The organism is Nocardia sp. Tas62D01 (assembly GCF_055232035.1).
This window is the reverse complement of the sequence record NZ_JBUYUZ010000001.1, coordinates 6,653,940-6,668,075: the sequence shown is the minus strand read 5'-3', so window position 1 is coordinate 6,668,075 and position 14,136 is coordinate 6,653,940. Positions and strand designations below refer to the sequence as shown.

At 68.6% G+C, this 14,136-nt stretch carries 11 protein-coding genes; 6 read left to right on the top strand and 5 right to left on the bottom strand.

Annotated features, from left to right (window positions below; all coding sequences use genetic code 11):
- The first annotated feature begins 78 nt into the window (after positions 1-78).
- Positions 79-495: a DUF3099 domain-containing protein gene (locus tag ACV7NQ_RS31745; RefSeq protein WP_463362943.1), complete on the top strand. Its 417-nt coding sequence runs from the start codon at positions 79-81 to the stop codon at positions 493-495.
- Between the two features lie 31 nt (positions 496-526).
- Here the strand turns inward: ACV7NQ_RS31745 and ACV7NQ_RS31740 are convergent, their stop codons facing one another.
- Complete coding sequence (locus tag ACV7NQ_RS31740; protein ID WP_463362942.1) at positions 527-1,864, bottom strand: MFS transporter; 1,338 nt, start codon at positions 1,862-1,864, stop codon at positions 527-529.
- Between the two features lie 117 nt (positions 1,865-1,981).
- On the opposite strand from ACV7NQ_RS31740, the gene ACV7NQ_RS31735 reads away from it, so the two are divergent.
- The 3 genes from ACV7NQ_RS31735 (at position 1,982) to ACV7NQ_RS31725 (ending at position 5,534) form a co-directional block, all read left to right on the top strand.
- The gene (locus ACV7NQ_RS31735) at positions 1,982-2,722 is read left to right on the top strand and encodes a VOC family protein (protein ID WP_463362941.1); all 741 of its coding nucleotides are present in this window, start codon (positions 1,982-1,984) and stop codon (positions 2,720-2,722) included.
- Between the two features lie 121 nt (positions 2,723-2,843).
- The gene (locus ACV7NQ_RS31730; RefSeq protein WP_463362940.1) at positions 2,844-4,382 is read left to right on the top strand and encodes a DUF7782 domain-containing protein; all 1,539 of its coding nucleotides are present in this window, start codon (positions 2,844-2,846) and stop codon (positions 4,380-4,382) included.
- A 183-nt stretch (positions 4,383-4,565) separates the two neighbouring features.
- Positions 4,566-5,534: a sigma-70 family RNA polymerase sigma factor gene (locus ACV7NQ_RS31725; RefSeq protein ID WP_463362939.1), complete on the top strand. Its 969-nt coding sequence runs from the start codon at positions 4,566-4,568 to the stop codon at positions 5,532-5,534.
- 278 nt (positions 5,535-5,812) lie between these two features.
- Here the strand turns inward: ACV7NQ_RS31725 and ACV7NQ_RS31720 are convergent, their stop codons facing one another.
- Both ACV7NQ_RS31720 and ACV7NQ_RS31715 read right to left on the bottom strand, forming a co-directional pair.
- A complete protein-coding gene (locus ACV7NQ_RS31720; protein ID WP_463362938.1) occupies positions 5,813-8,578 on the bottom strand; it encodes a bifunctional acetate--CoA ligase family protein/GNAT family N-acetyltransferase in 2,766 nt (921 codons plus the stop codon).
- Positions 8,571-9,797, bottom strand: a complete 1,227-nt coding sequence (locus ACV7NQ_RS31715; RefSeq protein ID WP_463362937.1) for an acetoin utilization protein AcuC — start codon at positions 9,795-9,797, stop codon at positions 8,571-8,573. The genes ACV7NQ_RS31720 and ACV7NQ_RS31715 overlap by 8 nt, the downstream gene beginning before the upstream one ends.
- 308 nt (positions 9,798-10,105) lie before the next feature.
- Here ACV7NQ_RS31715 and ACV7NQ_RS31710 point away from each other — a divergent pair, with 308 nt between their 5' ends.
- The gene (locus tag ACV7NQ_RS31710; RefSeq protein ID WP_463362936.1) at positions 10,106-10,792 is read left to right on the top strand and encodes a metal-dependent transcriptional regulator; all 687 of its coding nucleotides are present in this window, start codon (positions 10,106-10,108) and stop codon (positions 10,790-10,792) included.
- 3 nt (positions 10,793-10,795) lie between these two features.
- On the top strand, positions 10,796-11,779 hold the full coding sequence (gene galE / locus ACV7NQ_RS31705; RefSeq protein ID WP_463362935.1) for a UDP-glucose 4-epimerase GalE: 984 nt from the start codon (positions 10,796-10,798) through the stop codon (positions 11,777-11,779).
- 17 nt (positions 11,780-11,796) lie between these two features.
- Here galE and ACV7NQ_RS31700 read toward each other — a convergent pair whose 3' ends face one another.
- Positions 11,797-13,206, bottom strand: a complete 1,410-nt coding sequence (locus ACV7NQ_RS31700) for a DUF4192 domain-containing protein (RefSeq protein WP_463362934.1) — start codon at positions 13,204-13,206, stop codon at positions 11,797-11,799.
- Between the two features lie 176 nt (positions 13,207-13,382).
- Positions 13,383-14,105 (bottom strand): sensor domain-containing protein, encoded by a 723-nt coding sequence (locus ACV7NQ_RS31695; RefSeq protein WP_463362933.1) that lies wholly within the window; start codon positions 14,103-14,105, stop codon positions 13,383-13,385.
- Positions 14,106-14,136 lie beyond the last annotated feature (31 nt).

Sequence of the window (14,136 nt, the reverse complement as noted above, 5' to 3'; positions counted from 1 at the left end):
TTCCATGATGCCGCATCCCCGCACGAGCGGCTGACCTGGATATGTGCACGGGGCGGTCGACAGTGGAAGACTCAGGGTATGCAGCAGGACGGCGACACCCCCGACGCCGACGACATCGGCAGTGGTGATCGCCCGGAAGTCACGGTGCCGACCCCCGGCAAGTCCGCCGGATACTTCCCCGGCAGTGATGACAAACACCCGGTGCTGATTACCGAGGCCGCGCCGTCGTTGGACGATCAACACCGTGCACGGGTGCGTCGGTACACGATCATCATGGCCTTCCGCATTCCCTGCCTGGTGCTGGCCGCGATTGCCTACAGCACCTTCAGCAGCGCCCTGATCTCGATACTGATCATCGCTGTCTCGATACCGCTGCCCTGGATCGCCGTGCTGATCGCCAACGATCGCCCGCCACGCCGCAAGGACGAGCCCAGCCGCTGGGATCAGCCCCGCACGGCGATCGAATCCCGCCCGCACAACGCCATCGACGGCTGACCGTTCCGGTCGGCCGAGTTCAGGTGTCCGGCTAGGCGTGGCGCCGGATACCCGCGGACATCAACGCCGCGACACCGCACAGTCCACCGGCGATGTACCAGGCCAGGTTGTAGCTACCTTGCATGTCGCGGATGACGCCCGCGCCGGTGGCGGCGATGGCGGAACCTATTTGGTGCGAGGCGAATACCCAGCCGAAGGCGACGGGCCCGTCGGCGCCGAACAGTTCGCGGCACAGCATTATCGTCGGCGGGACAGTGGCGATCCAGTCCAGGCCGTAGAAGATGATGAACACCCACATGCTCGGCTGGGTGTGCGGCGCGAACAGCGACGGCAGGATCAGCAGGGACAGGCCGCGCAGGGTGTAGTAGCCGACCAGCAGATAGCGCGGGTCGACCCGGTCGGTGAGCCAGCCCGACGCGATAGTGCCCGCGACGTCGAAGAGACCGACCAGGGCCAGCAGACTGGCCGCGGTAGTCGGCGGCATGCCGTGGTCGTGGGCCGCGCTGACGAAGTGCGTGCCGACCAGGCCGTTGGTCGAGGCGCCGCAGACCGCGAATCCGCCTGCCAGCAGCCAGAATCCGGGTCGGCGCGCAATTGTGGCGAGCACGGTTAGCGCGCGTAACGCACCGCCGGCGGCCGGGGCGCGGACCCCGACCAGGCTGCCCGGCTCGGCGCCGTAGGCGGAAACGCCCGCGTCGCTGGGGAAATCGCGGATGTACAGCAGCACCAGCGGCACCACGGCCAGTGCCGCGCCCGAGACGATCAGCGAGGGCAGCCGCCAGCCGTGCGCCTGCGCCAGTGCAGACACCACCGGAAGGAAGATCAGCTGCCCGGTCGCGCCTGCGGCGGTCAGCACCCCGGTGACCAGGCCGCGGCTGCGCACGAACCAGCGCCCGGTGATGGTCGCGACGAACGGCATCGACATCGAGCCGACTCCGACGCCCACCAGCAGACCCCAGGTCAGTATCAGATGCCAGAGCTGGGTCATGAACACCGTCAACCCACTGCCCGCCGCGACCAGAAGCAGTGCGCAGGCCACCACCTTGCGGATGCCGAAGCGATCCATCAGTGCGGCGGCGAACGGCGAAATCAGCCCGTACAACAGAAGATTCAGCGAGACGGCGGCGCCGATGGTGCCATGTGACCACCCGAACTCCGCGTGCAGCGGATCCATCAGCACACTGGGCACCGATCGGAACGCGGCCGCACCGAGCAGTGCGACGAAACCCACACCCGCGACGATCCAGGCGGGGTGCAGCCGCGGCCGGGTCATGGAATCGACAGGTCCCTGCGCCGGGGGCGTCTGCAGTTCGGTCACCCGCTGAGCGTGCCGGAATATCACCCTTCGAACGAGTGGCAGGAACGCCATTAACCGACAAGATCGTGCCTGCGCGGCGAATCCGATACCGCCTCGACATCGCTGCGGCCTAGCCCTACTGTGTGGCGGGGGAAACGGGGCGTTACCCCGTATGAAAGGGTAGACAGCATGATTCGGTGGGCGTGGGCCTTCCTCGACCGGCCCGCACAGCGTTTCGACGACTGCGCGACGTTCTGGTCGACGATCACCGGCAGCCAACTCTCCCCGCGCCGCGGTGCAAACGACGAATTCGTCACGCTGCTACCGGATCCCGCGCTGTTCGCCGCGGCCGGTATCAAGATGCAGGCGGTCACCGGCCTCGGCGGGGTGCACATCGACTTGGACGTCGACGACATCGCCGCCGCTGTCCGCATCGCCCTCGACCTGGGTGCCGACCTGGTCGCAAACCATCCGGATTACGCCGTCCTGCGCTCGCCGTCGGGCCAGGCGTTCTGCTTCACGCCCAGCGGCCGCGCCAAGGGCCAGCCCGCACCCGCCGTGCCCGCTCCGGACGGCACGCTGAGCCGTCTCGACCAGGTTTGCCTGGACATCGGCGCGTCCGATCACGACATCGAGACGCAGTTCTGGACCACGCTGACCGGATGGGACCTGCAACAGGGCAGGCTACCCGAGTTCTCCCGCCTGCGCCCGAAAGAGCCACTGCCGGTGCAACTCCTGATGCAGTGTCTCGGCGAGGACCGCACCACCAGCGCGCACATCGACCTGTCCTCCTCCGATACCGACGCAACAGCCGCCTGGCACGAGTCTCTGGGCGCGACCCAGATCCAGCGCGTGGAACACTGGATCGTCATGAACGACCCCGCGGACGCGGTCTACTGCATCACCGCCCGCGACCCCAACGGGGTCTGACGTCGGATACGGCTCCCCACGGCATCGGCAGTCGGGCGGGTTTCGACGAACGAATCTCCTGGGACTCGGCCCGCCGCCGCTCGGCATGTGACACGGCAGACACCTGGCGGGTGCTGGAGGGATGCGGTGGCAAAGTACCGATGTGCCTACGAACCAGACGACGACCGGCTCGCTGCTCACCGCGTTGTGCCCCGATCTACGGGTCGCGCTGACCCGGGTCGGCTACGACGCCGACACACTGCTGGAGGTGCTCGGCGCGGACGTGCACGCGGCACTCGGGCGGTCGGAGCCGGTGCCGGTGCGACGGGCCGCGCGTGACGCGGGCGAACTCGGCACGCTGATTCGGCTGTTGCTGCTCGGTGACGCGCTACCGGAGCGGAAGGTCGCGGCCGCGTTGGCCCCGGTGGATATCGAGCGCGCCGTCGCGGCCGGCCTACTGGACCGCGACGGAAACGACGTTCGCACAGCGTTGGATCTGCGCCCGCTGGACGTCGGCGTCGGCACCCGGTGGATCCTGTCGGACCTCGACGACTCGATGCACAGGCGCACGCTGACCGAAGAGCACGTGCTGGGGGTGGGGCATGCCTCACTGTCGCTGCTGCGAGCGACGCCGACCCGCCCGGTCGGTTCGGTACTGGATCTCGGCACCGGGTGCGGGGTGCAGGCCGTGCACGCCGCGTCCTACGCGAACCGGGTAACGGCCACCGATGTGAACGCCCGCGCCCTGTGGCTGGCACAGGCCACCGCCGCGCTCAACGACCTGGATATCGAATTGCTCGAGGGTTCCTGGTTCGAGCCGGTGGCCGGACGCCGCTTCCACCAGGTGGTGGCCAACCCGCCGTTCGTAGTCGGCCCCGCCCGCATCGAGCACACCTACCGTGATTCCGGCCTCGCCCTCGACGGCGCAAGCGAATTGGTGATTTCACAGGCCCCGGACCTGCTCGCCCTGGGCGGCACCGCCGCGATGCTGGCGGCGTGGGTGCACGTGGACGGCGAGGATTGGCGTCAGCGGGTGTCGTCGTGGCTGCCCGCGCACGGTGTCGATGCCTGGGTCGTGCAGCGTGATGTGGCCGACCCGGCCCTGTACGTCGGAACCTGGCTGCGTGACGCGGGATTGGATCCGCGCGACCCGGCCGCGCAGGCTCGCGCGGAGCGGTGGCTGGAGGCGTTCACCGCAGCGGATGTCGAGGGCATCGGCTTCGGGTTCGTCTACCTGCGCGCCATCGACGGGCCGACCGAACTGCTCGCCGAGGACCTCACCCACGGTTTCGACGACCCGCTCGGTGCCGAGGCGTCGCGCTACTTCGAGCGTTCGGCCTGGCTGCGCGCGGTCGCGGATGACGAAAATCTGGCCTGGTCAGCGCGTTTCGCGGTGGATCCGGCCACAGCGCTGGAACGCGTCTATCTGCCGGGCGAGGACGGGTGGTCACAGCAGGTCGCGCGGCTGCACCGCGGCGACGGTCCGCGCTGGCAGCACGAGGTTGACGAGTCCACCATCGGGCTGGTGGCGGGAATGCGCGCGGACGGGATGCCGTTGTATGAGCTGATAGAACTGCTGGCAGTTGCCCATGGATCCGATGGGGTGACGCCGGAGTTCGCTGCCGACGCGCTGACGGTGGTGGCTGGGCTGGTTCGTCACGGATTGGTGCGACCCGTGTAGTTCACGCTGCTGTCGGCAGAGGCACTCGACAGCAATGTTCTGTTATCGCGCGCTTCTCAGGAACTTCTCAGACGAAGGTGACGGAAACCGCAGGCCAGAGCGGTTTATTCAAGCGTTAGCGGGGAACTTTCCTACTGTCGGGTCCGTTGTTCGGAATGAGACACCACCGACAGGAGGCAAGTCATGACAAGCCCCGCCACCACTCGTGTGCGCATCAGCGATTCGGACCTCGACGCCCAGAGCCCCGCCGCCGACCTGGTACGCGTGTACCTGAATGGGATCGGCCGCACTGCACTGCTCACGGCCAGCGACGAGGTCGAGCTGGCCAAGCGCATCGAGGCGGGCCTCTATGCGCAGAATCTGCTGGAGACCGGCAAACGACTGTCGGCCACCCGCAAGCGCGATCTGGCCATTGTCGTCCGCGAGGGCCAGGCCGCTCGATCGCATCTGCTCGAAGCCAACCTCCGCCTCGTTGTCTCGCTCGCCAAGCGCTACACCGGCCGCGGCATGCCGCTGCTCGACCTGATCCAGGAGGGCAACCTCGGCCTGATCAGGGCGATGGAGAAGTTCGACTACGCCAAGGGTTTCAAGTTCTCCACCTACGCCACCTGGTGGATCCGGCAGGCCATCACCCGCGGTATGGCCGATCAGAGTCGCACCATCCGGCTGCCAGTGCACCTGGTCGAACAGGTCAACAAGCTGGCCAGGATCAAGCGCGAACTGCACCAGCAACTGGGCCGCGAGGCCACCGACGACGAGCTCGCCAAAGAGTCCGGCATCCCGGTCGACAAGATCTCCGATCTGCTCGACCACAGCCGCGACCCGGTCAGCCTGGACATGCCGGTCGGCAACGACGAAGAGGCCCCGCTCGGCGATTTCATCGAGGACTCCGAGGCCACCTCGGCCGAGTCCGCGGTCATCGCCGGTCTGCTGCACCACGACGTGCGCAGCGTGCTCGCCACCCTGGACGAGCGCGAACAGCAGGTCATCCGGCTGCGCTTCGGCCTGGACGACGGCCAGCCGCGCACCCTCGACCAGATCGGCAAGCTCTTCGGACTCTCCCGCGAGCGGGTGCGTCAGATAGAGCGTGAGGTCATGTCGAAGCTGCGCAAGGGCGAGCGGGCCGACCGGCTGCGCGCCTACGCCAGCTGATCGGATCGGCCAGCCGATCGCACAACTCGTACCGGTGACCCGGTACGGCCTTCGACGTCGGGCTATTCCGAGGCCGGTCCGGCGTCAGGCTCGGTGGCTGGTGACAGCCATCTGCCAAACGCCGACCGGTGTACGCGCACCCCGCCTCCTCCGGGTTCACGCGAACCGTCGCCGAACTCTCGCCCCGGCCCCATGGCATTTCCACGATACCCCTTCCGCACCAAGGGAATTGGTGAATATCGCTGCGACCGAGGTCGATGACGGTGTGCGGGTCGGGTTCAGCCCAACCGGCGCGGGCCTGCGTCGAAACGGCTGGGCTCTGGGCCGATTCGGGCTCGTGCGTAGAGGATTTCGGCCGAGGCCGCCGACGCGAGAACCGGGTCGAAGAACAATTCACGCAGTTCCGGGATGTCGTCGCAGAGGGCCGAAATGCGTTGGGCCAGTTCGGCTAGCGCGGCCTTGTCGACGCGAGGGCTGGCGGGGGTGCCCGAGAGCAGCGGCGCGGCGCGCGGGGCATCGATGAGCGCGGTGGCCTCGTCCTCGGTCAGCGGCAGCGCCCGATAGGCGCGGTCACCGAGCAACTCGATGATCAGACCGGACAGGCCGAATTCGATCACCGAACCGAACGACGGATCGTCCTGCACGCGCAGCACGCAGCCGACGCCGGGAGTCGCCATCTTCTGGATGTGCAAGACGCGATCGCCACTGAGCTCCGCCAGATGGGCGTACGCCTGGCGCACGGCGTCCGGACGCCACAGGTCGAGGCGGACACCGCTGAGGTCGGGCCTGCGCCGCCAGATCTCTCCGATCGCCTTGGCCGCGACCGGATAACCGAGTTCCTCCGCAGCGGCGACCGCCTCGTCGGCGTTGTGCACTTCGCGGTATTCCACGACGTGAATGCCGTAACAGTCCAGCAGCGCAACGGTTTCCTGGTCGGTGAGCCGATGCCCGCCGGAGTCCGCCATCCACTGCGTCACCAGTCCCCTGGCCCGCTCGGTGTCGATGCCCTCCAGGCGGCGGACCACCGATACCGGCCTGGTCCGCCACTGTGCGTACCTGCGCACCCTGGCCAGCGCCCGCGCGGCCCGCTCGGGATCCGGATAGGACGGGATCGAGCCGCGCACCGCGGTGCCGCCGGTGCCGCGCATCGCGAGCAGGTTCGGAATCCCCTGTTCGGCAACGAAAGTGGTCAGGATGGGCTTGCCGGAGTCGGGCACGCCCAGCGCGGCCTCGCGGATGGCGTCGGCGAACCCAGCCGTCGGCAGCGGCACCGGGGGTGCGAAAACCACGATCACCGCGTCGATCTCATCCGAGCGCAGCGCCGCGACCACGGCGTCCAGGTACGCCCCCGGTGTCGCCTCGGGCCCCAGATCCACCGGCTCGCCCACCGACTGTTCGTCCACCCCACGCTCGGTGGGTCGGGGACGCCGAGCGTTCTCGGACGAATCGGGCACCGGCCGCCGCACCTCCAGCCCTTCGCCGCGGGCGGCATCGACGGCCAGCCAGTTCAACGCGGCGCTGTTGCCGACCACCGCGACCCGCGGACCGGCGGGCAGCGGTTGGTAGCCCAGCAATGCAGCGCAGTCGAACAACTCCGAAATCGAGTCGACCTGCACGATTCCGGCCTGCGCGAACAGATCCCGCACGATGGATCGGTCCATATCCCCGGTCGGTTGGGCCCGCGCGGCGAGCCTGCCGCTGCTCACCGCGACGATCGGCTTGGTCCGTGCCACCCGGCGCGCGACCCGGGAGAACTTGCGCGGATTACCGAAGCTCTCCAGATACAACAGGATCACATCGGTGGCGGAGTCGGTATCCCAGTACTGCAGCAGGTCGTTGCCGGACACATCGGCGCGATTGCCCGCCGACACGAAGGTCGACAAACCGAGGTTGCGTGCGGCCGCCTCGCCGAGAATGGCCGCGCCCAACGGCCCGGACTGACAGAAGAACCCGATCCGCCCGCGCGCGGGCAGCACCGACGCCAAGGTCGCGTTCAACGAGACCGCCGGATCGGTATTGGCGACACCGAGCGCGCTCGGGCCGACCACCCGCATCCCATGCCCGCGCGCGGCGGCGACCAGCTCGCGTTCGGCGGCCACGCCGTCGGCGCCGGTCTCTCCGAAGCCCGCGGTCAGCACGACCAAACCCTTGACGCCCTTGGCCATACAGTCGTCGAGGACCGAGCTGATCGCCCCGGCCGGGACGGCGACCACCGCCAGGTCCACCTCGTCCGGAATATCGCGCACCGTCGGGTAGGCGCGCACCCCGCGCACCGACTTGCGATTCGGATTGACCGGGAACACCGGCCCCTGGAACACCCCCGACAGCAGGTTCGCCAGCACCACGCCACCGACACGGCCGGTACCCGGCGTAGCGCCGATGACGGCGACCGAACCCGGTGCGAGCAGATTGCCCACACTGCGCGCCTCCGAGGCGCGCTCGCGCGAATCCCGCACCGAGAGCAGGGCTTCGGTGGGGTCGATGGCGAATTCTAGGTGCAGCACCGAGCCGTCCCTGCTGCGCTCGACCTGGTAGCCCGCGTCACGGAAGACGGTCACCATCACGGTGTTCTCGGCGAGCACCTCCGCGACGAACCTCTCGATCTTGTTCTCGGCGGCGGCGCCGGCCAGATGTTCGAGCAGGATCGAGCCCAGTCCGCGGCCCTGATGCCCGTCGGCCACCACGAACGCGACCTCCGCGGCGCGCGGACCGGTGCGATCGAGCAGTTCGTAGCGCCCGACCGCGATGATCGCCTCTCCGAGCTCGAGCACCAGTCCGACCCGATCATGATGGTCGACGTGGGTGGAGCGGTACAGATCCTTGGGCGAGATACGCGGGTACGGCCCGAAATACCGCAGATACCTGGTGCGGTCGGACAGTGCCGCGTGGAACTCCTGGAGTCGATCGGTGTCCTTGGGGGTGATGGGTCGCAGTCGCACCACACCCCCGTCCGAAGCCAGCACGTCGGCGAGCCACTGCTCGGGCGGCGGGGGCGGCACCGCTGGCGTGCCGGGGGAATCCGGGACGGGCGGGTTCTCAGTCACGGGGGTCCTCTGGATCCAGGCCGAGCAACCCGAAAGTGGCCCGACGGGTCGCCAGCACGGCGGTGTCGATGGCACGTTGTGCGCGGTCGACCCGCGCGTCCCCAGTCTCCCCCGTCCCACCCGGCCCATCCCACGGGTGGTAGGCGATATCACCGCCATCGCCCATGGTGCGGGGCAGCTCGACCGCGGGCGCCGCGGCGCCGACCTGGTCGATCCAGTCCGTCGGCACCGCAATTTCCGGCGCGATGGTCCGGTCCAGCGCGGTCGCCAGCAGATGCGTCCAGGCCCGTGGCACCACCCGGAACACACCGTAGCCGCCACCGCCGACGGCAAGCCACCGGCCCTCCGCGTGCCGATCGGCCAGTTCGCGCATGGCGAGGAAGGCAGCGCGCTGGCCGTCGACGGTGAGCTCGAGCTCCGCGAGCGGATCCTCCCGATGGGTGTCGACGCCACACTGACTCACGATGATCTGCGGCCGGAACGCCTCGACCGCGCCGGGCACCACTGCATGGAAACCGCGCAGCCACTGGGCATCTCGCGTGCCCGGCAGCACCGCCAGATTGATTGCGGTGCCCGCTGCGGCCCCGCTCCCGGTCTCTTCCGGCCAGCCGGTATTCGGCCACAGGGTCGCCGGATGCTGATGGATCGAGATCGTCAGCACCCGAGGGTCGGTGTAGAAGGCTCGCTGCACCCCGTCGCCGTGGTGCACGTCCACATCGATGTAGGCGATGCGATCGAAGCCGTGGTCGAGCAGCCAGGAGATGGCGACCGCCGCGTCGTTGTAGATGCAGAACCCGGCGGCCGAACCGGGCATCGCGTGGTGCATGCCGCCACCGATGCTCACCGCCCGCTTGGTGCGGCCCTCGGCGATCTCACGGGCCGCGGCCAGCGTGCCGCCGACGATCACCGACGCCGCCTGATGCATCCGCGGGAACACCGGGTTGTCCGGCGAACCGAGACCATAGGGTGGCGCCAACGGCGCACCGGCAGGAGCCTTGGCGTGTTCAACGGCCTCGATGTAGTCGGGGGTGTGGATGCGCAGCAGATCCGCCATGCTCGCCTGGGCGGGCTCCAACCGCTCGACACCGTCGAGCAATCCGAGACTTTCGGCCAGCGCCATAGTCAACTTCAGGCGCACCGGTTTCATCGGATGCTGCGGTGTCCAAGCGTAATCGAGGAAGCGGTCGGTCCAGACAACGGTTCCGTCGGCGGTGGCCATGGTTGCCACGCTAGAGCGTTTCGAACAACCTTGTCGGTGCCTGCCCGTATAGCTTGTCGGTGCCTGCCCGTATAGAAGGGGGGGGTGGCGAACGAATTGTTTGACACGCGTGCGCGGGAAGCTACCGACCCCGCGGAATGTTCATATGCAGTAGAACTACAGGCAAGTCCGAACACGGCGGGACCGCCGTGCGCCGACATGATTCTCACAGCGCATGCGCTACATCGTGACGGCGGGCCACCAGGTTGGTCCGGCACACGGTAGTGGCGCGTGCATGGGTAGAATTCATGCCGACAAAGGGGTAACAGGTGAAGGATCTGGTCGACACTACGGAGATGTACCTCCGTACAATTTACGACCTCGAGGAGGAGGGCGTGACGCCTCTGCGCGCCCGGATCGCCGAGCGCCTCGAACAGAGTGGTCCGACGGTGAGCCAGACGGTGGCGCGGATGGAGCGCGACGGTTTGCTGCTGGTTGCGGGTGATCGTCATCTCGAGCTGACCGAGAAGGGCCGCAGCATGGCGGTCGCGGTGATGCGCAAGCATCGCCTCGCCGAGCGCCTGCTGGTCGACATCATCGGCCTGGACTGGCAGAACGTGCACGCCGAGGCGTGCCGCTGGGAACACGTCATGAGCGAAGACGTGGAGCGGCGGCTGGTCGAGGTGCTCAACCACCCGACCACCTCGCCCTACGGCAACCCCATTCCCGGCCTGGACGAGCTGGGCATCATCCCGTCCAGCTCCGCCGAGGAAACCCTGGTGCGACTGTCGGACTTGCCGCACGGCCAGGTGCATGCGGTCGTCGTTCGGCGACTGGCCGAGCACATCCAGACCGACCCCGAGGTCATCGGCCAGCTGCGGGAGGCGGGCGTGGTGCCCGACGCGCGCGTGACGGTCGAGACCAAGCCGGGAACGGTGATCATCACCGTGCCCGGCCACGCGGGCTTCGAACTCTCGGACGAGATGTCGCACGCCGTCCAGGTGAAGCTGGTCTGACACGTGAGACTTCTGGTCACCGGTGGCGCAGGCTACGTCGGAGGGGTGTGCGCGCAGGTCCTGCTCGAAGAAGGGCATGAGGTGGTGGTGGTCGACGATCTGTCGACCGGCAACGCCGACGGTGTGCCCGCGGACGCGCGTTTCGTCGAGGGTGACGTCGCCGTCGCGGCCCCCGCATTGCTCGAGGCCGAACCGTTCGATGGTGTCCTGCATTTCGCGGCGCAGTCGCTGGTCGGCGAGTCGGTGCAGCAGCCGGAGAAGTACTGGCAGGGCAATGTGGTGAAGACCCTGGAGCTGCTGGAGGCGATGCGCCGCACGGATACGCCGCGGCTGGTGTTCTCCTCGACCGCGGCCGTCTACGGCGAGCCGGAGCAGGTGCCGATCACCGAGGACGCACCGACCCGCCCGACCAACCCGTACGGCTCCTCGAAGCTGGCCATCGACCACGCCATCACCTCCTACTCGATCGCACACGGCTTGGCCGCGACCAGCCTGCGCTATTTCAATGTCGCCGGCGCCTACGGCGGCCTCGGCGAAAACCGTGTGGCGGAAACCCATCTCATCCCACTCGTATTGCAGGTTGCGCTCGGACACCGCAAGGCGATCTCGGTCTTCGGCACCGACTGGCCGACCCCGGACGGCACCGCGGTCCGCGACTACATCCACATCCGCGACCTCGCCCAGGCCCACCTACTGGCACTGGCCACCGCCGAACCGGGCACGCACCGCATCTTCAACCTCGGCAGCGGCACCGGATTCTCGGTGCGCGAAGTGATCTCGGCCTGCGAACGCGTCACCGGGCTTCCGATCGCCGCGCAGGACGCCACGCGCCGCTCCGGCGACCCCGCCATGCTGATCGCCTCCAGCGACCGCGCAGTCGACGAACTCGGCTGGCGCCCGAAGCACACCGACCTAGACGAAATCGTCTCCGACGCGTGGGAATTCCTGCGCGCCCTCGGTCCTCGCGCACACTCGGCCCGTAGCTGAGCTGATCCGCCGGCCCATCAACACAACTCGACGCCGAGGTCGGCCGCGGTTTCGAGTCCGGACCGCGCCAGCCTGCGCAGCTGATCCGGGCGCATGCCCGCGCGCAGGGCGGTCTCCAGCAGGATAGCCATGGGGTGGGACGGGTCGGCCTCCAGCGCGGCCTGGAACGCGATACCCGCCAGCGGGCCGTCGCCGCGGACGTAGGCGCTATAGCCCAGTAGCGCCGCGGCGTCGGCGCGGTCGGAATCCGAGAGCACTTGGACCAGCGTCACCCACAGACGTTCCGCGGCGGCGGCGTGATCGCCGACAGCCAGTGCGAACAGTGCGTCGCGCACCACCCGATCACGCAGTGCGGCAGCCAGTTCCGCGAACTCCCTGGCCGTAAGCCGCGTACCGAACTCGATGTTCGAGATCTGCCACAGCACATGTTGGAGCATCCTTCGGTGATAGCCGTCCGGATCGCCACGCCGGATCGCGCCGACGTATCGATCGCGCGCCGCGGTGACCGCGTCGTCGAGCTGCGCCGCGACCTCCTCGCTCGACGCGGTGTCCACAGCCACCAGGGCGGTCAGCTCCGAGCGGGCCCGGTGGATTGGCCTGCCATCGAGGACATGGGCCACCGTCACCATCGAGGTGGCCGGATCCGGCAGTGGCCCACGCTGATCCGCGTCGAGCAGACTCCACCAGCGCTGCTCGGTGTCGATCGCGCGGACCGCCCACGCACCCCCGAGCACGACCTCGTAATCGTCGACCAACCGCCGGGCGAGAGCGGCGATCAATGCCCCGCAAGGTTCGGTTCGATGGGCACGCCGAGCGTCGGGGCCACGCGGCGCCGGTTCACGGACCCGGTCGTCGACGATCACCGCAAGCACCTCGCGCGCGTTCTCGCTGAGGCAGATCCGCCCCACCTGCTCCGCGAATGCCGCCGCAAGCCCACGTCGGCTGCCGCTGTCCTGGTCCAGGTCGAAGCGCACCACCGCGTCGATGATCGGGACGTCCACGTGCTCGGGCGCGGCACGCAGCACGGCAACAACGAGTGAGCGCTCCGGCACGAACCCGACCATGGCGGGCAGCGCCGCGATCAATTCGCCGGGGTCGTCCACATGCAAGTGCGCCGGCGCCGCGGGGCCGAATTGCGGGGGTTGCTCAGCACAGACGGCCCGGTGTGGCGCGCCGTCGGCGTCCACGGCCTCCACACAGTGGACGTGGGCGCTCTCGCGAAAGTGCGCGGCATCGCAGAAGCGCGCAGCGCCACCAATGTGCGCCGTGTCACCGATATCAGCGATGTCGCGCGGACGAGTGGCACCACGGAAATGCGGCCGACCCGCGACGTGGCTGGTTTTACGGTCGCCCGATCCGGCGCCACGGCCAGGGCGGGTGTGGTCGCTGGAATCGTCGACAGCGGCAGGGTTCGCGGGGTTGGTCATGCATCGAGGTTGCGCGCCCCTCCACGCCACCGGACCAGCCGACCTGGACGTTCACCCGCCCTGTGGAATCCGCCTGGCCTGTGGACGAATACACCCGCGGTCGCCAACGACGTCACGACCCTGTCGGTGCGGACTGCTACGATCCCGCCCCCGGCCCCGGCTGCACGGCCGATCCCCTACCCCTTCTTGACCTTCTGCACCGTCGTGGTGAACAGCTCGTCCAATACCGCCGTATCCGGCTTCGCATCGGTGAAGGACATGTACGTCACCGCAATTCGCACATCGCCGACCTGTCCGGACAGCGTCTGCATGGACTGGGTCAGCCCGGCTCCCGCGATGTCCGGCGCCACGGTGCGGCGCAGCGCCAGGGTGTCGTCGGCATCGATCGGCGGCGGCGGATCGAGCTGCGTGGTCACGGTTGTCGTCGCGCCCGCCCTGGCGACCTGCAACTTTTCGCAGCGCTGCAACTGACTGCGCAGCGTGGACAACGGCTGATCGGTCCTGGTCAGCTCGACGGTGACGGTGGCGCGACTGTCAGTGTCGGTACCGACCGCGATAGCCGTCTGATCGGGCCCGAACCGCTGCTCGGGCGGCACGCATCCGCCGGGTTGCACCGTCGCACCCCGCCCGACGCCGGTCAGATCGCCCGCGGCCTGAGCGGCCGCTGCCGGTGGCAGCACCACCGCCGAATACTTGGCCGGAAATAGTGCGGGGTCCGGCAGCAGCGTCGAAAGCCGAGCGGCGATATGCCGCCCCACCGTGGTCGGCGTGGTGGCTATCGGGTGACCGGTCACCGTCGAGGCGCATCCGGCCAGCAGCACCGCACCCGCGACAACGGGCAGCCAACCCGACGTCGCATATCCGAATGGCCCCCTGCGCATCGAATTCGGCACAGTCACCCGCTCACTGTGCCAAACTGCCGGTGCCCGA